15 protein-coding genes are annotated in these 22,384 nt (G+C 74.2%); 9 read left to right on the forward strand and 6 right to left on the reverse strand.

Annotated elements, in window-relative coordinates; all coding sequences use genetic code 11:
* Positions 1–51: 51 nt before the first annotated feature.
* Positions 52–1,440 carry an aminopeptidase C gene (locus GV155_RS01300; RefSeq protein ID WP_160004540.1) on the reverse strand — a complete coding sequence of 463 codons (1,389 nt, stop codon included), beginning with the start codon at positions 1,438–1,440 and terminating at the stop codon, positions 52–54.
* 166 nt (positions 1,441–1,606) lie between these two features.
* Here GV155_RS01300 and GV155_RS01305 point away from each other — a divergent pair, with 166 nt between their 5' ends.
* Entirely contained in the window at positions 1,607–2,899 is a 1,293-nt protein-coding gene (locus GV155_RS01305; protein ID WP_236553814.1) for an acetamidase/formamidase family protein, read from the forward strand.
* A gap of 1 nt (position 2,900) precedes the next feature.
* On the opposite strand, the gene GV155_RS01310 is transcribed toward GV155_RS01305, so the two are convergent.
* Positions 2,901–3,671 carry a hypothetical protein gene (locus GV155_RS01310; RefSeq protein ID WP_160004542.1) on the reverse strand — a complete coding sequence of 257 codons (771 nt, stop codon included), beginning with the start codon at positions 3,669–3,671 and terminating at the stop codon, positions 2,901–2,903.
* A gap of 188 nt (positions 3,672–3,859) precedes the next feature.
* Between GV155_RS01310 and GV155_RS01315 the strand changes: the two genes are divergently transcribed.
* From GV155_RS01315 to GV155_RS01350, 8 genes are all read left to right on the forward strand, one after another.
* Positions 3,860–4,609: a YqjF family protein gene (locus tag GV155_RS01315; protein WP_160004544.1), complete on the forward strand. Its 750-nt coding sequence runs from the start codon at positions 3,860–3,862 to the stop codon at positions 4,607–4,609.
* Positions 4,610–4,761: 152 nt separating this feature from the next.
* A complete protein-coding gene (locus GV155_RS01320; RefSeq protein ID WP_160004546.1) occupies positions 4,762–7,269 on the forward strand; it encodes an SCO7613 C-terminal domain-containing membrane protein in 2,508 nt (835 codons plus the stop codon).
* Positions 7,270–7,495: 226 nt separating this feature from the next.
* Positions 7,496–8,710, forward strand: a complete 1,215-nt coding sequence (locus tag GV155_RS01325; RefSeq protein WP_160004548.1) for a TerC family protein — start codon at positions 7,496–7,498, stop codon at positions 8,708–8,710.
* Complete coding sequence (locus tag GV155_RS01330; RefSeq protein WP_160004550.1) at positions 8,707–10,086, forward strand: hypothetical protein; 1,380 nt, start codon at positions 8,707–8,709, stop codon at positions 10,084–10,086. The genes GV155_RS01325 and GV155_RS01330 overlap by 4 nt, the downstream gene beginning before the upstream one ends.
* A 237-nt stretch (positions 10,087–10,323) precedes the next feature.
* Positions 10,324–12,002: ABC transporter ATP-binding protein (locus tag GV155_RS21075; protein WP_442938854.1), on the forward strand; the 1,679-nt coding region annotated here is incomplete at its 3' end.
* Positions 12,003–12,537: 535 nt separating this feature from the next.
* Entirely contained in the window at positions 12,538–14,262 is a 1,725-nt protein-coding gene (locus GV155_RS01340; RefSeq protein WP_160010670.1) for a sodium:solute symporter family protein, read from the forward strand.
* Between the two features lie 49 nt (positions 14,263–14,311).
* A complete protein-coding gene (locus GV155_RS01345) occupies positions 14,312–14,593 on the forward strand; it encodes a hypothetical protein (protein WP_160010672.1) in 282 nt (93 codons plus the stop codon).
* A 149-nt stretch (positions 14,594–14,742) separates the two neighbouring features.
* Positions 14,743–15,732, forward strand: coding sequence for a hypothetical protein (locus GV155_RS01350; RefSeq protein WP_201300012.1), 990 nt, complete (start codon positions 14,743–14,745; stop codon positions 15,730–15,732).
* Positions 15,733–15,790: 58 nt separating this feature from the next.
* On the opposite strand, the gene GV155_RS01355 is transcribed toward GV155_RS01350, so the two are convergent.
* From GV155_RS01355 to GV155_RS01370, 4 genes are all read right to left on the reverse strand, one after another.
* Entirely contained in the window at positions 15,791–19,507 is a 3,717-nt protein-coding gene (locus GV155_RS01355) for a (Fe-S)-binding protein (protein ID WP_160004554.1), read from the reverse strand.
* A gap of 117 nt (positions 19,508–19,624) precedes the next feature.
* On the reverse strand, positions 19,625–20,140 hold the full coding sequence (locus GV155_RS01360) for a hypothetical protein (protein WP_160004556.1): 516 nt from the start codon (positions 20,138–20,140) through the stop codon (positions 19,625–19,627).
* A gap of 86 nt (positions 20,141–20,226) precedes the next feature.
* The gene (locus GV155_RS01365) at positions 20,227–20,997 is read right to left on the reverse strand and encodes an IclR family transcriptional regulator (RefSeq protein ID WP_236554436.1); all 771 of its coding nucleotides are present in this window, start codon (positions 20,995–20,997) and stop codon (positions 20,227–20,229) included.
* A 109-nt stretch (positions 20,998–21,106) separates the two neighbouring features.
* A complete protein-coding gene (locus tag GV155_RS01370; protein ID WP_160004560.1) occupies positions 21,107–22,375 on the reverse strand; it encodes a choice-of-anchor P family protein in 1,269 nt (422 codons plus the stop codon).
* Between the last annotated feature and the right edge of the window lie 9 nt (positions 22,376–22,384).

A 22,384-nucleotide genomic window follows, 5' to 3' on the forward strand; every position in this document is an offset into this window, starting at 1 on the left:
TCCTACCAGACCCGACAGGTCGGTGCACACGTGTCCACCGTCACCCGGCGGTCACCCCTGGCGCGCGAGCGCCCCCATCGGGTCCCACGCCGGGAGCACGAGCGGCTCCTGGTCGAGGGCCGCGCGCAGGTCGGCCGGCAGCGCGTCGCGGCGTACCGCGATCTCGAAGACGTACTCGCCGAACCACGAGTCGTTCATGGTCCAGAAGCCCTTGTCGGCCTTGTCGGTGCCCCACGAGTTCTCCACCCGCCAGCGGCGGGCGGTGGGCCCGTCGGGACCGTCGACCACGTCGACCCCGGTCAGCAGCATCGCGTGCGTCATCGCGGTCGCGTGGTGGTGCAGGCGGTCGGCCTTGGTCATCGTCGTCGAGGAGCCGTAGAGCGCGTCGTAGTCGAAGAGCGCGGCGTCCCAGTAGCCGTTCTCGGCCTCGCGCATCGGCTCGACGTCGCACCCGAACCACACCGGCTCCCCCGGCTCCCCCGGCTCCCCCGGCTGACCGTCGGCGCCCCCGACGATCGCCTCCCGCGCCAGCCGCTTCAGCACGTCCATCTCGACGTTCAGGTAGACCACCGGCGGGGCGCCGACGACGTTGCCGAGGTGCTCGACGGTGAAGGTGCGGCCGTACGGGCTGCTCTCCCGCGGGTCGTGGACCAGGCAGACGTAGTCGTCGAGCGGCACGGTGACGTAGCGCTGCGCGAACTCCTGCGGGGTCAGCTCGCCGTCGCGGTGGAAGGTCTTGTCGGTGTCGCGCCACTGCCAGGTGAAGCTGGTCGGCGGCGTGCCGAGGTGCAGGCACAGCATCCGGTGGACGACCTCGAGGACGTCGCCCTTGGCCTCGGCCAGCGCCGCCGCGTCGGCCCCGCCGGCGGCCGCGCCGCGCAGGTCGCGGGCGGCCTGGCGCAGGACGGTGGCGAGGTCGCGGTTCAGCTGGCGGGTGGAGGACGACGACACCGTCTCCGGCATCGCCGACTGGGGCACCAGGCCGTGCTTGGCGACCAGCGCGAGGAACATGTTCCACTGCCCGCCGTCCTCGGTCGGGGCCGACAGCAGGTGCGCCACCGTACGGTCGTCGACGTCGCGGTCCGCCGTGGCCAGCACCGACTCGAGCCAGTGGTTGGCCTTCTCGAGCTTGTCCCAGAACAGCGGGTAGCTCTGGCTGAGCTCGAGCTCCTTCATCCCCAGCCGCTGCGCCGCGCCGACGCGCAGCAGGTTCAGCCCGGCGAACATCCAGCAGCGACCGGACTGCTTCTGGTTGGTCGCCGTCCAGTCGTCGAGCTGGTGGCTCATCGTCCGGTCGATCGACCGGGCCAGCTGGTGGTCCAGGGCCACCTGGTCGACGTGGTTGCGGGTGACGGCGTTCTGCAGGAGCCGGTGGCGCGGGTCCGCCTCGAGCTCCTTGGTCAGCCGCTCCACCAGGTCCGGGGTGATCTCGCGCTCCATGCCGCGCACGCTACGCCGCGCGGCGCGGCCGGCAGGCGGGGCCGTCGAGCGGGACCGTCGAGAGGCAACCGCGCCGACGCGGGCACGGAACACGTCGGCAACACGACGCTGGTGGTCTGGACCGCCGCACCACCACGACGCTCGTACCGACCCCCAGGAGACCTCCGTGCCGTCCGTCCACCACCTCCACGCCGCCGACCACGACGAGCTCGCCCGCTCGATCGGGTCCCTGCTCGGGCGCCGCGCCCTGCTGCGCGCCAGCGCCGGCGGCGCGCTCGCCGGCGGGGCCCTCGCCGGCACCGCGGCCGGCGGCCCCGCCGCCGCGGCCGCCGCCGCGCCGGGCCGCCGCAAGCCCCGGATCCTGCAGCCGGGCACCGGCCGCACGCCCGGCCGCTACGTCCCCGCCAAGGCCGACGAGGTGCTGTGGGGCCGGTTGCCCAACCGCGACAGCAGCCCGGTCGCGAGCGTGCGCAGCGGCTCGGTGGTCACCCTCGACACGATCAGCCACGAGGGCCTGCTCGAGGACCAGGGCCAGGACCCACGGTCGTTCTTCGCCGACCAGGGCGTCCCGCGACGCCAGGTGCTCGACGACGCGATCGCGGTCGCGGCCACGACGCCGCACGACGGTCCCGGGCCGCACGTGGTGACCGGGCCGGTCGCGGTGCGCGGCGCCCGTCCCGGTGACGTGCTGAAGATCGAGGTGCTGCGCCTGCAGCTGCGGGTGCCGTACGGCGTGATCTCCAACCGCCACGGCAAGGGCGCGCTGCCCGGGGAGTACCCCGAGCAGTTCGTCGACGACCCGGCGGCCACGCCGTACTTCAACGAGGGCGGCAACATCAGCGTCTTCACCCGCGTCGACGGCGACCGCGCCCGGCTGCCCGGGGAGGTGCCGGTCGGGTTCCCGCTCGCGCCCTTCATGGGGATGATGGGCGTCGCGCGCGACACCTCGGCCCTGGTCGACTCGGTGCCGCCGACCGACGCCGGCGGCAACATCGACATCAACGACCTGCAGGTCGGCTCGACGCTCTACCTCCCGGTGCAGGTCGCCGGGGCGATGTTCTACAGCGGGGACCCGCACATGGCCCAGGGCGACGGCGAGGTCGCGCTCACCGCGATGGAGGGCTCGCTGCGGCCGACCTTCCGGCTCAGCGTGGTCGCCAAGGGCGAGCGCGGCGCCCCCTCGCCGGCCTTCGACGGGCCGTTCGCCGAGACGCAGCGGCACTGGGTGCCGATCGGGCTGTCCGACCCCGACGGCCCCGAGAACGGCGGCAACGAGACCAGCCTGGACGTGGCGATGAAGGCGGCGGTGCGCCAGGCGATGGCGTTCCTCACCGACGACGTGGGCCTCGCCGGCCCGGTCGCGTACGCCTACCTCTCGGCCGCCGCGGACTTCCAGTGCTCGCAGGTCGTCGACCGGACGACCGGGATCCACGCCCTGATCCGCAAGAGCGACTTCTGAGTCAGACGTGGCCCGCGAGTTGGGCCATCCGCGCCCGCAGCGCCTCGAGGTAGGCGTCACGCTGCTTCGGGGTGACCGCGGGGTCGACGCCCTTGGCGTGCTCCTCGAGGTGGCTGCAGGCCGGCAGCACGTCGATGGACAGCTTGGCCGCGCCGGCCAGCGCCCGCAGCTCGTCGAGGCGGTCGCCGAACGGCGTGCCGCTGCCCGGGGAGTAGGAGCGGACGACGTCGTCGAGGTCCTCGGCGAAGAGGTCGGCCTTGGTCACCACCACGACCAGCCAGGTGGGACGCTCCCGGCGTACGGCCATCGCGGCGATCCGGTGCGCGGTGACGGTCCAGTCCTCGAGCTCGGCGGCCAGCTGCTGCTCGCGGGTGACCGGTGCGGGCCCGGTGGTGCCGGCGGGGCGGCGGCCGGTCGCGTGGCCGTGGGCGACCAAGTGCAGGACGCCGTCGACCGGGTCGTCGTGGAAGACCTCGTCGAGGGCGCCGAGCCGGGTGGCGGCGTTCTCGCCGGGCACGACCCGGAAGCGGAACCCCTTCAGCCGCCCTCCGCGGCGCACCCTCCGCTCCAGGACCGCCGAGCCGGCCTCGGGCGTGCCGCCGGGCTGCGGGCGCCCCACCAGGTGGTCGACCAGCTCGGACTTCCCGACGCCGGTCATCCCGGTCACGGCGACGGTCGGGAACCGGTGCGACCAGACCCCGGTGACGCGCTCGCGCCCCCGGGACAGGGCGCCGGGGACCGCGCGGACGACGCGGGGGCGGGACGGGGCCACGGCTGCTCCTGGGTGAGGGGTGGTGGGTGAGGGGTGATGGGTGGTTCGGACGGCGACGGTAGCCCCACCGCCGAGGTGACGCTCGCGGACAGCCGAGATGACGGTTCCGGCGCCTCGAGATGACGGTTGCGGCGCCTCGGAGCAGCTCACCTCCCCGGTCGCGGGGTCGTCGAGGGCACACTCGCAGCATGCGCCCCGAGCCCGTCGACCCGCTCGCCCCGTCGCTGACCGGGCCGACGCTGATGAACCAGGACTGGCGCGACCTGACGTACCTGCACTGGGCGGTGCCACCGGAGCGCGTGGCGCACCTGATGCCGCCCGGCGTACGCCCCGACGTCCACGAGGGCGCAACGTACGTCGGACTCGTGCCGTTCCGGATGGTCGACGCCGGCCCCGGCCGCCGCACCAGCGTGCCGTGGGCCGGCACGTTCCTGGAGACGAACGTGCGCCTCTACTCCGTCGACGAGCGGGGGCGTCGGGGTGTGGTGTTCGTGAGCCTGGACGCCGACCGGCTGCTGGTGGTGCTGGGCGCACGAGCGGCGTTCAACGTGCCGTACCGCTGGGCGCGGATGCAGCACCACCGGGCGCCGGGCACGGGGCCGGGGCCGCAGGGCGACGTGCACACCTACACCGCGCGGCTGCGCTGGCCGGGCACGTCGGGGCGGAGCCGCGTCTCGGTACGGGTCGGGGCGCCGCGGGCCGCGGACGCGCTCGACGACTTCGTCTCGGCCCGGTGGCGGCTGCACACGGCCGTGCTCGGCCGGACCCTGGTCGTCCCGAACTCGCACGAGCCGTGGCCGCTGCACGACGCCGAGGTGGTCGACCTCGCCGACGGGCTGCTGGCCTCGGTGGGATTCGGCGAGCTGCTCGACCGGGCGCCCGACCACGTCGCGTTCAGCCCCGGGGTGCACACCGACTTCGGGCTCCCGCGGCGCTGAGGCGCCGGCGAGGTGTCCGCAAGGGTCATCTCGAGGCGCCGCAAGCGTCATCTCGGCTGTCCGCAAACGTCATCTCGGCTGAGTAGTCCTGCTCAGGAGGTCGAGTAGGACGACCCTGGGAGCGAGGGTGCGCGGTGCGACGTACTGGACCCATGGCCCGTTACGCCGACCCCGGCTCCTGCCCCGACTGCCGCACCGTGCTGCCCCACGCGCCGGCACAGTGCCCGACCTGCGCGCTGCCGCTGCGCGGCCCGACGGCCGCGGCGCTGCTCGCGACGCTGACCCGGGCCGACGAGCTGCTGGCCGTCCTGCGGGCCTCGGCACCGGTCACCGCGCCGGTGCCCGCGACCGCGGCCGGCGTCCCGGCGCCGGCACCGTCGGCGGGCCCGACCGGCCTGCGCGGCTCGTCGGTCCCCCGGGTCCTGCTCGGCCTCGGCGCCGCCTGCCTGCTGGTGGCGGCGGTCGCGTTCCTGGCCGTGGCGTGGTCGTGGCTCGGCGTCGAGGGCCGGACCGCGGTCCTGGTCGCGCTCACGGGCTCGGCCGCCACCGCGGCCGTGGTGCTGGCCCGCCGACCGCTGCCGGTCGCGGCCGAGGCGTTCACCACCGTCGCCCTCGGTCTGGTCGCCCTCGACGTGCTGGGCATGCGGTCCTCGGGCTGGCTGGGCGACCTCGGCGCCGGCGGCACGACCGCCGTGGTCGGCACCGCCTCCGGCCTGACCGCCGCCGCGCTCGTGGCCGTCACCCGCCACCGCGGGAGCGCCCCCGTGGCCGCCCAGGTCGGCACCGCGATCGGGCTGCTCCTCCTCGCCGGCGGCACCGTCGCCGGCACCGGCCACCTGACCAGCACCGCGACCGCGACCGTCCTCGCCGCGGCCCTCCTCGCCGGCCTCGCCCACCGCCTCGACCTGCACGCCGGCGCCGACGCGGCGGCGGTCGTCGCCGCCGCCTGGTGGCTCGGCCTGACCACCGTCGGTCTCGCGGACGCCGCCGCCGACCCCTCCGTGCGCGGCCTGGTCCTCGACGGTGCCGGCGCCGGCCTCCTGTCGGCCGGGCTGCTCGCCGCCCTCCCGCTGGCCCACCCCGCCGTACGCCGGTCGCGCGTCGCCGGGCCGGCCGCCGCGGCGGTCTCGGCGCTGCTGCTGACGCTGCTCGCCGTGGTGCCGCTGGCCGACGAGGGCGCCGGCGCGCTGCTGGTCGGGTGCCTGGTCGGCCTGGCGGCCTGGAGCGCCCTCGCCGTCGCCGCTGCCGCCGTCGCCGCCGCCCCCGCCCGTCGCTGGACCACGGCGATCGCGGCACCCCAGCTCGTCCTCGCCCTCCCCGCCGGGCTCGTCGCGCTCGACCTGGTCTCCTCGGCCGTCGGCAACGTGGGCCGGCTGGTCGAGCGGGTCGGCTCCCCCGGCGCCGCACCGCTCGACGCGGTGCTCGGCTCGGCCGTCACCGCCACCACCCCGGCCCTGCTGGTGCCGACCGTCTGCCTGCTCGCCCTCGCCGGCGCGGTCCACCTCCCCGCGCGGCACCGCCCGACCAGGCTCCCGGCCGTCGCCATTGCCGCCGTCGTCGCCCTGCCCGTCCCCGCCGCGGCGGTCGCCCTGGCCTGCCTCCCCGTGCCGCTCGCCCTGGTCGTCGCCGTGGCCGCGGTCCCGGCGCTGGTCGCGGCCGCCCTGGTGCTGGCCGGCCCTGGCGGACGCCACCGCACCCCCCTCCTCCTGGCTGCCACGGTCGCGGCCGGCACCGCCCTGCTCGCGGCGCTGCCCAGCGCGGCCCTGACGGCGCTCGTCCTCGTCCCGGTCGCCGCCGTCGCCGCCGTCCTCGCGCTGACCGACGAGGCCGGCACCCGGACCCGGACCGTCGCGGCCGCGTCGCTCCCGCTCGCCCTCGGCGGCCTGGCCTGGTCGGTCGCCGACGTGGTCGACCTCGCCGTCGCCGACCGCGCGCTCCCGGTGCTGCTGGTCGTCGGTGTCCTCGCGGTGCTCCGCCCGCGCCTGGCCGTCGCGCTCGGCGCCACCGCGGCCGCCGTGCCCGCCACCGTCGTCGCGCTCGCCGCCCTCGCGGCGTCGCCGGCCACCTCCGCGGTCGGCTCCGCGTCGGTCTCGCTCGCGGTGCACCTCACCCTCGCCGGCGCGCTGCTCACCGCGAGCGCCGGGCTGCACCCCTCCCGCCGGCTGCTGGCGTGGCCGGGCGGGCTGCTGCTGGCCGCCGCCACCTGGGTACGCCTGGCCGACCTCGGGGTCAGCGCCCCGGAGGCGTACACGCTCCCGACGGCGCTCGTCCTGGTCGCGGTCGGCGTGGTCCGGCTCCGCCGCGACCCTGCCGCGGCCACCCGGACGACGCTGCTGCCCGGGCTCGTCCTGGCCACGCTGCCCTCGCTGCTGGTCGTGCTGGCCGAGGACCCGGTCTCGCCGCGCGCCGCCGCCCTCGGGCTCGGCTGCCTGGTGCTGCTGCTCGCCGGTGCCCGGCTCCGCTGGAGCGCCCCCGTGGTCGTCGGCGGTGCGGCCGGCGCCGTCCTGGTCTTAGCCGAGCTGGCGCCGTACGCCGCGGTGGTCCCGCAGTGGCTCCTGCTCGCCGCCGCGGGGGCCCTGCTCACCGCCGTGGGGGTCACCTGGGAGGACCGCTCGGCCGACGCCCGCCGGGCGGCGCGCTACCTGGTCCGCCTGCGCTGACCCCGTCCCGTACGAGCGGGGCCGGCCGGCCGGTGTCCGGAAACGTCATCTCGACGCGCCGCGAGCGTCACCTCGGTGCGCCGCAAGCGTCATCTCGGCGGGTCTCCTGGGTGAGAAACGCTCTCACGTGACTGCCCTACCCTGGCTCCACGACGTGTTCCCGGCGTCGACCTGCCCCCGACGCGCCCGCCCCCCGCAGGGCCCGCCACCGACGAGGAGTTCCACCATGACCGTGCCGACCTGGGTCTGGGCCGCGACCATCGCGCTCATCCTCGCGATGCTCGTCTACGACTTCGTGTTCCACACCCGCAAGGCCCACGTGCCCTCGCTCAAGGAGGCCGCGGTCTGGTCGGCGGTCTACGTCGGCATCGCCGTGGTCTTCGGGCTCGTCGTGCTGTGGTTCGGCGGCGGCACGATGGGCGGGGAGTACTTCGCCGGCTACATCACCGAGAAGGCGCTGTCGGTCGACAACCTCTTCGTCTTCCTGATCATCATGACCAGCTTCAAGGTGCCCCGCGAGGACCAGCAGAAGGTCCTGCTCTTCGGCATCATCTTCGCGCTGATCGCGCGGACCGGCTTCATCTTCCTGGGCGCCGCGCTGATCAACCAGTTCGCCTGGGTCTTCTACCTCTTCGGGCTGATCCTCATCCTGACCGCCGGCAACATGCTCAAGGGCGAGGTCAGCGACGACGACCCGCACGACAACGAGAACTTCATGGTCAAGGTGGCGCGCAAGCTCGTGCGCACCTCGCCGGAGTTCGACGGCGACAAGCTCTTCACCGAGGTCGACGGCAAGCGCGTGCTGACCCCGATGCTGCTGGTCATGGTCGCCATCGGCGGCACCGACATCCTGTTCGCGCTCGACTCGATCCCCGCGATCTTCGGGCTCACCCAGAACACCTTCATCGTGTTCACCGCGACCGCGTTCTCGCTGCTCGGCCTGCGCCAGCTGTTCTTCCTCATCGAGGGCCTGCTCGAGCGCCTGATCTACCTCTCCTACGGCCTCGCCGCGATCCTCGCCTTCATCGGCGTCAAGCTGATCCTTCACGCGCTGCACGAGAACAACCTGCCGTTCATCAACGGCGGTGAGCCGATCGAGGTGACCGAGATCAGCACCGGCGTCTCGCTCGGCGTGATCCTCGGGCTGCTGACGGTCACCGTCGTCGCCTCGCTGGTCAGCAAGAAGGGCCGCGCCAAGGTCGCGATCGGCAACGCCCGCCGCCACGTCAACGCCTACCTCGACCTCGACTACACCACCGACGAGGCCGAGCGGGAGCGCGTCTACTGCGCGCTGGTCGAGGAGGCCGAGCAGGTCAAGTCGCTCGGCCCGGAGTCCAAGCGGATGATGCGCGACGAGACCGAGCTGATGGAGAAGATCGAGAAGGCACGCAAGCAGCACGAGGAAGCCACCGGCGCGAAGGTGGACAACCCCGCGCCGTGACCCACCCCGACGCCTGGGACCTCGGCGCGCTCCCGCCGCTGGTCCCGGTCGCACGACGGCGCCCGGTCGCCCTGGCCCAGCCCGGCACCAGCGTCGTGGCCGCGCCGTACGCCGCCGCCGAGCTCGACCTCGCCTCCCCCGACGGGGACGCGGTGGTCGGGCTCGCGGCCGGTCCGGCCGGGGGCACCCTCACCGCGCTGCGCGCGCGCCGCAGCTCCGGCCGGACCTGGCTCGAGCTCGACCACGACGGCGCCACCTCGCGCCACGAGAGCCGGCGCCACGCCCGCTCGCCCCGCGCCGAGGCGCTCGCGGTGACGCTGACCGGCTCCCTGGCGACCGCCTGGACCCGCGAGGCCGGCACCTGGCGGGCCCGGGCCGTGCTCGACCTCGCCGAGCTGCGCAGCCGCGAGCCCGCGACCACCCCGGACCCGTTCGACGCGGCGTGGCTGGCCGGGCTGCGGGCCGAGCCCGGCGCCGACCGCGCCGGCACCTTCGGCCAGCTCGGCCTGCGTGACCCGCACCTGGTCACCCACGCCGACGGCACGGCCTACGACGACGACGGGCTGCTGCTGCTCAGCGCCACCTCGGCCGGGCCGGGCGGCTTCGGGACGGGGCACACCTCGGTGTGGTCGCTCGACCCGACCACGCTGGTCCTCGCCCACCGCGGCGACCTGTTCTTCCACCGCTCCGACCGTGCCGGGGTCCTCGGCGACCACGCCACCCACGTCGTCCGCGACGGCGACCGCTGGTTGGTCGCCACCAGCACCTGGGGCGACTTCGACCTCGACCGCAACCCGCACGTCGCCATGACCCTGGCCGTCGTCCCCGCCACCACCGACCTCCTGCGCGGCAGCCACGTGCTCGACACGGTCCCGCTGCCCACCCCGGCCGGCACCGACGGGCCCGCCCCGGTCGGCACCTGGGACCCGCACCTGGTCCGCGACGACGACGGCACCTGGCTCCTCGCGTTCGTCCAGGCGACCCGGTTCTTCGTCTTCCACCCCGCCCTGGCCAGCGGCCCCGACCCCACCGACCCCACCGGCTGGACCCTGCGCGCCGCCGCCACCGCGCGGACGGCCTGCGAGGGCCCCTCCCTGCTGCGCACCACCGACGGCTGGCGGGTGCTGGCCAGCCACGGGCGCGACGGCAGGCGGGACGCCGAGGGCGCTCCGGCGACCTACCCCGTGCTCGACCTGGACCTGCACGAGGTGGGCCGGCTCGACGCGGCCTACCCGACCAACCTGCCCTGGCCCACGCTCGCCCGCACCGCGGCGGGCCCCCTGCTGATCGGCTTCGACTCCACCCCGGCCGGTGGCCCGCTGCTGGGCTACGGCACCCACGGAGACCTCGTCCTCCAGCGCCCCGCCGAGGCCTGAGGCGCACCGGCGGCGCCCGGATGAGAGGACCCTCATCCGGCTCTCACCGGCGGCTCACCGCCGGGCCCCAGGATCGTCCACGTGACGACAGACGACCGGACGGGTGGCTCACCTCAGGAGCCACCCGCCCGGCCGCTCCCGGATCCTCCCACGCCGCGGACCGGCCTCCTGGCGCGCGCCGCCGCCTCGTTGCGTCCCGGCGCCGACGACGACCCGCTGGTGGCCCAGGCCCGCGGGATGACGATCGCCGACGTCGTACGCCGGTTCTGGCCCCGGCTGCGCCCCCTGCGGGCCTGGCTGGTCCTCGGGCTGCTCCTGCTCGCCGCCGCCCCGGCGATCACCGTGGCCGAGACGCTGCTCTTCCAGCAGCTCGTGGACCGGGTGCTGGTCCCCGCCGACCCCGGCCCGCTGCTGTGGCTCGCCCTGGTCTTCCTCGGCCTCAACCTGCTCTCCGGCGTCGTCTCCGGCGCCGACGACTACCTCGGCACCTGGATCTCGCAGAAGTTCCTCGTCGGCCTGCGCCGCGACTCCTTCGCCCACGTGCTGTCCCAGCCGTCCCTGACCCAGGACCGGCGCCGGATGGGCGACGTGCTGACCCGGCTCACCTCGGACGTCTCCGCCGTCGAGAGCTTCATGGTCGGCCAGCTGACCGTCGGCATCGGCGCGGTGCTCCAGCTGGTGTTCTCCCTCGCGGCGCTGTTCTGGCTCCAGTGGCAGCTGGCCCTGGCCTCGCTGGTCGTGGTGCCCGTCTTCTGGTGGGTCTCGACCCGCTTCGCCCGCCTCACCAAGGACGTCTCCCGCGAGCGCCGCCGCCGCGGCGGGTCCCTGAGCAGCGTCACCGAGGAGAGCCTGGCCAACGCCTCGCTGGTGCAGGGGTACGGCCGGGAGGCCGACGCCGTGGCCTCGTACCAGCGCCAGAACGAGGCCATCGCCTCCGCCGAGCTGGCCGGCAGCCGGGTCCGGGCGGTGTTCCTGCCGCTGGTCGACCTCGCCGAGCTGGCCGGGATGCTGCTCGTCATCGGGCTCGGGGTCTGGGCGCTGGCCACCGACCGGCTGAGCCTCGGCGGGCTGCTGGCCTTCCTCACGCTGCTGATCACCTGCTACAAGCCGGTCCGCGAGCTCAGCCAGCTCGTCCCCTCGCTGTTCTCGGCCACCGCCGGCGTCGAGCGGATCGTCGAGCTCCTCGACGAGCCGGCCGCCGGCGACCGGCCCGGCGCGACCCCGCTCCCGGCCCCGGTGCCCGGCGCCCCCCGCGGCGGCGTCGAGCTCCGCTCCGTCTCCTACACCTACCCCGACGCCGCCTCCCCCGTCCTGGACGGCCTCGACCTCGTCGTGCGCCCCGGCGAGCGGGTCGCCCTGGTCGGCCCGAGCGGCACCGGCAAGTCCACGGTGGCCCGGCTGCTCACCCGCGCCCTCGACCCCGACGCCGGCCACGTGCTCCTCGACGGCCACGACCTGGCCGACCGCACCGCGACGTCGGTCCGCGGCGCGGTCACGATCGTGCAGCAGGAGCAGCTGATGCTGGACGCCAGCGTCCACGACAACATCGCGTTCTCGCGTCCCGACGCCACCCGCGCGGAGGTCGAGGCCGCCGCGCGCGCCGCGGACGCCCACGACTTCGTGACCCGGATGCCGCAGGGCTACGACTCCCGGGTCGGCCAGCGTGGACGCAGCCTCTCCGGCGGCCAGCGCCAGCGCCTGGCCCTGGCCCGGGCGCTGCTGCGCGAGAGCCGGCTGCTCGTGCTGGACGAGCCCACGACCGGGCTCGACGAGGCCACCAGCCGGCGCCTGCTCGAGGCCGTGCTGCGCGGACCCGGCGACCACGCCGTGCTGCTGCTGACCCACGACGCGGTGGCGCTCGAGTACGTCGACCGGGTGATCGACCTCGCGGCCGACCCCGCCACGCCGACCACCCCNGCTCGGGTACGCCCTCGAGCCGGCCGCCCGCCTGGCCCTGATGGAGGCGGTCTCCCACGCCGCGGCCGAGATCACCGCCGAGATGGCCGGCGGCGGGGGAGCCGCGGGAGGCGGCGGCACCGCCGCGGTGTCGTCGTGCACGACGAAGTCGAGGTCGCGGCCGTCGAGGCGCACGTCGACCCCTCCGCCGGCCATCTCGGCGGTGATCTCGGCCGCGGCGTGGGAGACCGCCTCCATCAGGGCCAGGCGGGCGGCCGGCTCGAGGGCGTACCCGAGCCGCTCGGCCACCGCGTGGGTCTGCTCGTCGGCCCCGGCGGCGGCGAGGAGGTCGCGGCGCAGGCTCTCGACGTACGGGGTCAGGTCCATGACGCCACTGTGACACCAAAATGGCGTCAACACAAGGGAGGATGACGTCGCGATGCCGCCACGGCGGTACCGGGGTGAGGGGCGCAGGGGTCGGATGGGGCAGAAGGTCCTACTGGGGTCTTGCGCAACCTCTCGTCCGAGGTGTGGACTCCTCCGGTGCTGCCCGTCATCCCCCAGGCCACGATCATCTCGGCGAGCTTCGTCGACTACCTGATCGTCGCGCTGTACTTCGCCGTCGTGCTCGGGATCGGCGTGCTCGCGCGCCGCCAGGTCTCGGACTCCGTGGACTTCTTCCTCTCCGGCCGCTCGCTGCCGGCCTGGGTCACCGGCCTGGCCTTCATCTCCGCGAACCTCGGCGCCGTCGAGATCATGGGGATGTCGGCGTCCGGGGCCGAGTTCGGCCTGCCCGCGACGCACTACTTCTGGATCGGCGCGATCCCCGCGATGCTGTTCCTCGGCGTCGTGATGATGCCGTTCTACTACGGCTCCAAGGTGCGGTCGGTGCCCGAGTTCATGCGCCGCCGCTTCGGTACGGGCGCCCACCTGGTCAACGCGCTCTCGTTCGCGCTGGCCCAGCTGCTGATCGCGGGGGTGAACCTCTACCTGCTCGGCAGCATCATCCAGGCGATGCTCGGCTGGAACCTCTACCTCTCGCTGGTCGTGGCCGCGATCGTCGTGCTGTCCTACATCACCCTGGGCGGGCTGAGCGCGGCGATCTACAACGAGGTGCTGCAGTTCTTCGTGATCGTGGCCGCCCTGCTGCCGCTGACCCTGATCGGCCTGCACCGCGTCGGTGGCTGGGGCGGGCTCAAGGACAAGATCACCGAGGCCGCCGCGAGCAACCCGGCCTCGGCGACCGCCTCGGAGCAGCTGAACTCCTGGCCGGGCAACGCCCTGTCGGGCTTCTCCAACGACTTCCTGTCGGTGGTCGGGATCGTCTTCGGCCTCGGGTTCGTGCTCTCCTTCGGCTACTGGACCACCAACTTCGTCGAGGTCCAGCGCGCGATGGCCTCCAACTCGATCTCGGCCGCCCGCAAGACGCCGATCATCGGGGCCTTCCCCAAGATGTTCATCCCGTTCGTCACGATCGTGCCGGGCATGATCGCCGCCGTCCTGGTCTCCGAGATCGCCGACCTCAAGGCCGGCGAGACCGTGGCCGGCGGGGCCGAGGGGACGGTGCAGTACAACGACGCGCTGCTCTACCTGATGCGCGACGTGCTGCCCAACGGCCTGCTGGGCCTGGCGATCGCCGGCCTCCTCGCCGCCTTCATGGCCGGCATGGCCGCGAACATCTCGGCCTTCAACACGGTGCTGTCCTACGACCTGTGGGAGCAGTACGTCGTCAAGGACCGCTCCGACGACTACTACCTGCGCGTGGGCCGGTGGGCCACCGTCGTGGCTGCCGTGGTGGCGATCGGCACCGCGGTGTTCGCCTCCGGCTTCAGCAACATCATGGACTACCTCCAGGTGCTGTTCGGGTTCTTCAACGCCCCGCTCTTCGCCACCTTCATCCTCGGCATGTTCTGGAAGCGGATGACCCCGACCGCCGGCTGGGTCGGCCTGGTCGCCGGCACCCTGTCGGCGGTCCTCGTCGCGTTCCTGTCCGAGGACGCCTTCGGCGCGGCCAGCCTGGGCGTGATCCCGCTGGGTGGCCAGGGGGCCGCGTTCGTGGCGGCCGCGACGGCCTTCGTCGTCGACATCGTGCTGAGCATCGTGGTGTCCCTGGTGACCAGGCCCAGGGACCCGGCCGAGCTGCGGGGCCTGGTCTACTCGGAGACGCCCAAGGAGGACCTGGTCGACGCCGAGGAGGCCGGCTACCCCTGGTACCGCCGCACCATGCCGCTGGCCGGCATCGCCCTGGTGATGGTCATCGCCCTGAACTTCGCCTTCTGAGGAGGACGACATGAACGACGAGCAGTCCGCAGCCCCGGTCGACCCGACGATGTCCGACTCGGAGAAGGCCGCCTTCGAGCAGCGCACCCACACCGCCGGTGCGTTCGACATCCGCAACGTCATCGGCGGCCTGATGGCCGTCTACGGCGTGATCCTCACCGTCACCGGTCTCTTCACCGAGAGCACGCCGGAGGTCGCCTACGCCGACGACTACAACAGCAACCTGATCGCCGGGATCGTGCTCCTGGTCGTGGGCGTCGGCTTCGTGGTCTGGGCCCGGCTCCGCCCCGTCGTGGTGCCGGTGCAGAAGGACGACACCGCCGGGCGCTGACGGTCGGCCGACCCCAGCACACGACAGCAGCGGATCACTGCCACCAGGTGGCAGTGATCCGCTGCTGTCATGGCGGGGTGACGAGGTCGTCCACAGGCTGGTCGCCTGGGCCTGGCGCCGGCCCCACCGCGGGGCGCAGGCTGCCCGTCGTGGACGAGTCGCCCGAGGTCGTACGCGCGCTGCTCCGGCGGCAGGACGGCGTCCTGGCGCGCCGCCAGGCCCTGCAGGCGGGGCTGGACGCGGCCGACGTGCGGCGGATGCTGCGCGGCCGCACGTGGACCACCCTGCTGCCCGGGGTCTACGTCGACCACACCGGCCGACCCTCCTGGACCCAGGACGCCTGGGCGGCCGTGCTCGCGACCTGGCCGGCCGCGCTCCAGGGCACGTCGGCGCTCCGGGCGTTCGACGGTCCGCCCCCGCGGGAGGGTGGTCCGGCACGTCCGACCATCCACGTCGCGGTCGCCCGCCGCCGGGCCAGGCCCGCCCCGCTGGCCGGAGTGGTGGTCCACCAGGTCGCCCGCCTCGACGAGACCGTGCTGTGGAACCTCGGACCACCGCGGCAGCGGTATCCCGACGCGGTGCTGGACGCGGCCGCCGCGGCCGGCACGGAGCTGGACCGGGTCGCGGTGCTGGCGCGGGCGGCAGGCTCCCGGCGTACGACCGTCGCGCAGGTGGTCGCCGCCCTGGCGCACCGCACGCGGTACCCGCGTCGCCGCTGGACCGAGGACGTGCTGCGCGACGCCGCGGCCGGCACCTGCTCGGTGCTCGAGCACCGCTACCTCGTCGGGGTGGAGCGCGCCCACGGCCTGCCCCGTGCCCGACGACAGCAACGGGAGGCGGGGGTCACCGGCGTCGTGTACCGCGACGTGGCCCTCGGTGCCGCCGTCGTCGAGCTCGACGGCCGCCTCCACCACGACGACCCGGTGGCCCGGGACGAGGACCTGGAGCGTGACCTGGACGTGGCGGTCTCGGGGCGGGCGACCGTCCGCCTGGGCTGGGGCCAGGTCGTGGGCCGGCCGTGCCGGACCGCGACCAAGGTGGCGGCCTTCCTACGGCAGCACGGGGTGGAGGCGTACGCCCGTCCGTGCGGTCCGGGCTGCCCGGTCGGTCGGCGACCCGGGTCGGAGCTCGCCGCATGACAGCAGCGGATCACTGCCACCTGCTGGCAGTGATCCGCTGCTGTCATGCCGGCGGGACTCAGAGGTCGAAGAGGCTGCTCGACCCGCTGATGTCGGCGTCGGTACGCGGCTGGTGCTGCTCGCCCGACGAGGCCGGCTGCGCGGGTGCCTCGGGCGCCTCGGGCGCGGCGGGTGCCTGGGTGGGCTCCGGGGCGGCTGCTGCGTCCTCGGCGACCCGCCCGTCGGCGACCTGCTCCTCCACCTCGGCGGCCCGGGCCTCGGCGTCGGCCTCGGTGATCCCGGCCTCCGCGGTCTCGGCCTCGATGGCCTCGGCCGTGGCGGTCTCGGTGTCCCCGTCGACCGCGCTCGGCGCCGAGGCGGCCGGGGCGGCCGGCTCATCGTCGGGGGCCACGGACGTCGGCGCAGGCTCCGGCGTCGCCGCCGGAGCGGGTGCAGCCGGAGCCGGGTCGGCGGGGGCCTCGAGGTCGAACAGCGACCCGCCCTCGGGGATCTCGATCGACCGTGCCGGCGTGACGGCCACCGGGGCCGGGGCGGCCTCCGCTGCCGGGGCTGCGGGCGCGGGCTCCGGCTCGCTGGTGGCGGGCTCGGGCACGACCTCCTCGGGCTCGGCCGCGACAGCGGGCTCGGGCGCGACAGCCGGGGCTGCTGCTGCGACGGCGGCGGCCGGTGCGGCGATGTCGAACATCGAGCGGCGGGCCGGATCGGTCGGCCGGGCGGCCGGCTCAGCGGCCGGGGCCGGGGCCGAGGCTGCTGCCGCGACGGTGGCGGCCGGTGCAGCGATGTCGAACATCGACCGGCGGGCCGGGTCGGTCGTCCGGGCGGCAGGCTGGGCTGCCGGTTGGGCGGCAGGCTCCGGGGCCTTCGCTGCCGGCGCCTCCGCCGGTGCGGGCTCCGCCGCCGGCGTGGGCTCCGGTGCCGGTGCCGCCGCCGGTGCGGCTGCGGCCGGGGCCGGGGCGGGCTCGTCGGCCGTCAGGTCGAACAGCGAGCCCCCGGACCCCAGGTCGGCGGCAGGCTGGGCGGCAGGCTTCGCGGCAGGCTGGGCCGGCTCCGGAGCAGGCGCGGCCTTCGCCGCCGGCTCGTCCCCACCCAGGTCGAACAGCGATCCGCCACCCAGCCCCTGCTCCGCAGGCTTGGCAGCAGGCGTTGCAGCAGGCGTCGCGGCGGGCTCCGTGGGCTTCTCGGCGGCGGGCGCCGGGGCGGCCGCCGCGGGCTCGTCGCCCCCACCGAGGTCGAAGAGGGACCCGCCGGAGGACGTCGGCTCGGCGGCCTTCGCCTCGGCCGGCACCGACTTCTCCGAGGAGGCGGTCTCCGGCTTGTCCGCCGCGGGCGCCTCGACCGAGGTCTCCGCGGGGGTGTCGAAGAGCGAGGACCCGCCGCTGGCCTTGGCCAGAGGCCCGGCGTCGGCGGTCCGGGTGATGGACTCCTCGGTGCGCATCTGGTCGTCGGGGCTCGGCTCGGCGTGGGTGGCCTCGTCGTCGCGGACCAGCGTGTCGGTGCCGCCGCCGGACGCGGCCGCGGTGGCCGTACCGGCAGTGGCGGGGGCTGCCGCGGGGGCACCGCCCGGGGCCAGCTTGGTCGCCTGGACGCCCTTGACCGAGGCCAGCAGCATCTGGGCCACGTCGAGGACCTCGACCTCCTCGCGCGCGTCGCCCTTGTCCTGGGCGGCGGTGAGGCCGTCGGAGAGCATCACGCGGCAGAAGGGGCAGCCGACGGCGATCTGGTCGGCGCCGGTGCCGATGGCCTCGTTCGTGCGGTTCATGTTGATCCGCTCGCCGATGTTCTCCTCCATCCACATCCGCGCGCCGCCGGCGCCGCAGCAGAAGGAGCGCTCGGAGTTGCGCTCCATCTCCACGACCTCGGCGCCGGGCAGGATCTGCAGGAGCTCGCGCGGCGGGGAGTAGACGCCGTTGTGGCGCCCGATGTAGCAGGGGTCGTGGTAGGTGATCGAGCGCTTCGCGGCGCCCGCGCCCTCGGCCACCGGGGTCAGCCGTCCCTCCTTCACGAGCCTGTTCAGCAACTGCGTGTGGTGCACGACCTCGAGCTCGATGCCGAGCTCGCTGTACTCGTTCTTGAGGGTGTTGAAGCAGTGGGCGCAGGTCGAGACGACCTTCTTGACCTTCGCCTCCTTCATCGTCTCCACGTTCTGCTGGGCCAGGCCCTGGAAGACGAACTCGTTGCCGGCACGACGGGCCGGGTCACCGGTGCAGGTCTCGCCCGTGCCGAGCACGCCGAAGGTCACGCCGGCCATGTCGAGCAGCTCGGCGACGGCGCGCGTGGTCTTCTTCGCGCGGTCCTCGTACGCCCCGGCGCAGCCGACCCAGAACAGCCACTCGACCTCGTCGAGCGACTCGATGTCCTTGCCGACGACCTTGACCTCGAAGTCGAGACCCTTGGTCCAGTCCAGGCGCGCGGAGGCGTTCATGTTCCACGGGTTGCCCTTGTTCTCCAGGCCCTTGAACAGCCCGTTGAGCTCGGCCGGGAAGTTGGACTCGACCAGCACGGCGTAGCGGCGCATGTCGATGATGTGGTCGACGTGCTCGATGTCGACCGGGCACTGCTGGACGCACGCACCGCAGGAGGTGCAGTTCCAGAGCACGTCGGAGTCGATGACCGCGGCGCCGCTCTCGGGGTTGTAGAACCAGTCGTCGCCGGTGTCGCCGACCAGGGGACGCTCGACCTCGCGGGTCAGGGTGTCGTTGCCCTCGAGCAGTGCCGCGCGGTCGCCCTCCTCGGCCTGCAGGTACGGCGCCTTGGCGTACGCGTGGTCGCGCAGCGCGGTGATCAGCAGCTTCGGCGACAACGGCTTCTCGGTGTTCCAGGCCGGGCACTGGCTCTGGCAACGACCGCACTCGGTGCACGAGGTGAAGTCGAGGAGGCCCTTCCAGCTGAAGTCCTCGACCTTGCCCACGCCGAGGACGGTGTCCTCGTCGAGCTCCTCGAGGTCGTCCAGGCTCACGGGCTGGCCGGCCGACGTCAGCGGCTTGACCCGGCCGAGGGCCAGCGAGCCGTCACCCTCGCGCTTGAACCAGATGTTGAAGAAGGCGGTGAAGCGGTGCCAGGCCACGCCCATGGTCAGGTTCAGCGAGACCACGATCATCCAGGTGAAGGAGATGACGATCTTCAGCATCGCGACCAGGAAGATCAGGTTCGCCAGGGTGCTCTCCGAGAGCCCGGAGAGGGCCTCGCCGATCCAGAAGGTCAGCGGGAAGTGGAAGGCCGAGGCGAGGTCGTCGCCCTCGACGGCCGCCAGCGCGTACTCCAGGCCGCGCAGCATCACGATGCAGACGCCGACCCCGAAGATGACGGCCTCGACGAAGTAGCCCTGCCACATGCTCGAGCCGTACATCCGCCCGCGGGCGCCGCGCACCCGCTCCTTGGGCCGCGTGACGCGGTAGGAGAACAGGCCCACGATCGCGGCGAGCATCACCCAGGTGAAGAGCTCGGTGGCCCACTCGAAGAGGAAGAAGTGCCCGATGAACGGGAGCACAAAGTGCGGGTCGAAGAGCTGCCCGAACGCGGTGACCAGGGTCAGGAAGAGCAGCCCGAAGCCGGTCATCACGAACCAGTGCGCCCCCCCGACCCAGGTCCACTGCAGCATCCGGGTGTGCCCCAGCGACTCCTTGACCAGGGTCAGGGAGCGCCCGACCGGGTTGTCGGTGCGCGACGTCGGCGTGCCGGTGCGCACCACCGCGACCATGGCCGCGATCGCCCGCACGAACAGGGTGGTGCCGACGGCGGCGATCGCCAGGGAGACCACGATGGCCACGATCTGCATGCGGGTGTGCTCCTCGTCCTCGAGCGCGTCCGGAGGACGTGCGCTGCGAGCCTAGGTCCGACGGCGGCGGCCGTCAGTCCCCTGGCCCGGTGAGGAATATCCTACTTGGCGGTAACTTCACCCGCGGTCGGGGTGCGAGGACGTCCCGGTACCGGGAGCGCCGGGGACCCCGGGCGCCTCGGGGGTGCTCGGAGCGGCGCGGTGCGTGCCGTCGGCGGGCGTCCGCGGGTCGTTCGTCGTGTCCATGGGCCGGGTCTGCGGTGCCGCCTCCGGCGTCTGCGGGCTGTAGTCGTCGCGGCGCTGGTTCACGTCGGGGTCGATCCGGTCGGCCTCGCGGACACGGTCCTCGATCCGGGCCTCCTCGGTCTGGTGGCCCAGCCGGGCCTGCTGCGCGCGCTGCTCGGCACGGGCGGCCTCCTGGCGGGCGATCTCGGCGTCGGCCTCGGCGCGCTGGGCCTCGGCCCGGCTCCGCTGGGCGTCCGGGGTGCCGGCCGCCGCCTGCTGCCGCAGGTGCCCTGCCTTCTCGCGGCGGGCCGTGGCCTTCTTCTTGCGCGCGGCCAGGGCGACGGCGATCGCCGCGGCGATCAGCAGGACGACGACGACCACGATGATGACGATGGTGGTGGTGCTCATGAGGGACCTCTCGACAGGGGGAAACCCTCAACCTGTCAGACGGGCGAGGGGGGACACCCACACCCGCCGGGGGGACCCTGCCGTGGTCAGACCGCCGCCTCCTGGGTCGCCACGGCCGTGCTCAGGGCGCGGGCCAGCCGCTGGACCTCCTGGCCCAGGCGCCCGCTGAGCACGTTGGTCGGCTCGCGCCGGTGCGTGAGGGCGACGGCGGCGGGCAGGCCGTGGGGCAGGCCGCTCACGGGGGCGGCGACACCGGCCAGGCCGGGGCGCATCTCGTTGTCCTGGACCGCGAAGCCCTGGCGGCGTACGCGCTCCAGCACCGCCTCGAGCGCGGCCAGGTCCCGTGGTCCACGGGGCTGGCCGTCGTCGAAGGCGGCCGGTGCGGCGTAGAGAGCCCGCAGACGCTCGAGGGGGGTGGCGGCGAGGATCGCGCGGCCCGAGGCGCACAACCGGGCGGGGAGCCGGGTCGGGCGGGTCAGCAGGGGCGGCATCTGGGTGCCGCGCTCCTCGTGCAGGACCACGATCTCGCGACCCTGGCCGACCGCGAGGTACGCGGAGACGCCGAGCCGGTCCACGAGCATCGCCAACGGGGTGCGGGCCACGCGCACGAGCAGGTCCTGGCCGGCGAACCCGAGCCCGACCTCCTGGGCGCCGAGGCCGAGGCCGAAGCGGTGCTCGGCGGCGAAGTGCACGACGAAGCCCTCGTCGACCATGGTGCCGAGCAGGTGGTAGGCCGTGCTGCGGGGCAGGTCGCAGGAGCGCGCGATGCACTCCAGCGAGACCGGCGTCTGGTGGTCTGCGAGGAAGCGGAGCACGCGCAGGGTCCTGGTGGCGGACGGGACGTGGCTGACCGACATGGTGATCACCGTGGAAGTCTTGGAGAGGTGGGAAGCAGCCGCCGGGGTCCGGGACGGCCGGGGGGGACCGGGGCGCGCCGTCGTGCTGGGCGCGCCCCGGTCCGGGGGGTCAGCGTCGGATGACGCCCTTGCCGATCTTGATCCGCGACACGGCGAGGTCCACGGTGGCGAGGTCGCCCTCGACCAGCTGGATCCGCAGGCCGATGACCTCGATGCCGTTGCGCGACTTCGTCACGACCTGGGGCGTAATCGAGGCCAGGCCCGGGATCTCGAGGGTGTCACCGGGCGACGGGAGCTCCTGCGCCTCGCCGTTGGCGATGATCCGGGCGACGCCCGAGGTGGCCTTCTTGGTGACCTTGCCGCCGACCCGCTTGGCCTGGGCCTTCGAGAAGATGCCGTCGATCTGGAGGGCGCCGTCGGCCAGGGAGATGTCGGCGACGTTCGCGCGCTCGAAGCCGCTGGCGCTCTTGGCCCGGTTGTTGCTGCGCTGGGCCACCTCGAGGGCGCCCACGTCGACCTGGCCGCCGAGGTCGACCCCGGCGAGGGCGCGCTCCTCGAGCTTGCCCTTGGTGCCGACGCACGGCATCTGGAGCAGGGGGTTGCGACCGATCTTGACGTTGTCGTCCACGGCGGTGCCGCGGAGGCCGGCGGCGAAGCCGCTGAAGATACCGGTGCGCACGCCGCGCTCGATGCGGGCGCGGGCGTTGCCGACGGTGACCTTGGTGTTGGACGGGATCAGCGTGACCTTGAGGCTGCTGGCGAAGGCCTTGGCGACGTCGCCGTTGTCGCGCGTGAGCGGGCGTCCCAGCTCGAGGGTCACCAGACCGGGGATGGTGACCGGCTGCTGGGGGCTGGGGGCCGGGAAGGTCTGGGCGGGCAGCCCGCCGGCGGGCTGGAAGGTGATCCGGCCGATGTCGATCTTCGTCGAGGCGTTGAGCTTGCCCTTGCGGGACTCGGTGCGCGCGGTGGAGGTGAGGCCCTTGATGGAGGCCGAGCCGAGCGGGGTGTCGATCAGCGTGATGTCCGCGATGGTCTCGCGGGCGACCGAGGCGTACAGGCCCTTGGCCGGCTTCGCGATCGTGGAAAGAGCCGTAGTGGCGGCGCCGACGCTGAGCGAGGTGCCGGGCACGGTGGCGTCGGCGATGTTGTTGCCGCGGCGGATGTTGCCGAGGTTGGTGCAGCTGAGCACCTTGCCGGCGGTCTTGGCGGAGTCCGCCGGGACGTCGCCGCCGATCAGCTTGGTGCCGAAGCCGGAGGCGTAGAAGGCGAACGGGGTGGGCTTGACCTTGGCCTTGGCAGCCGAGGCAGGAGACGCGCCGCCGGCGTAGGCCAGGCCCAGCAGGGCTAGTGAGAGCAGCAGAACGGTGAGACGTCGCACGGGGGATCC

This window comes from Nocardioides sp. AX2bis (assembly GCF_902506435.1).
Taxonomy (GTDB): Bacteria; Actinomycetota; Actinomycetes; order Propionibacteriales; family Nocardioidaceae; genus Nocardioides.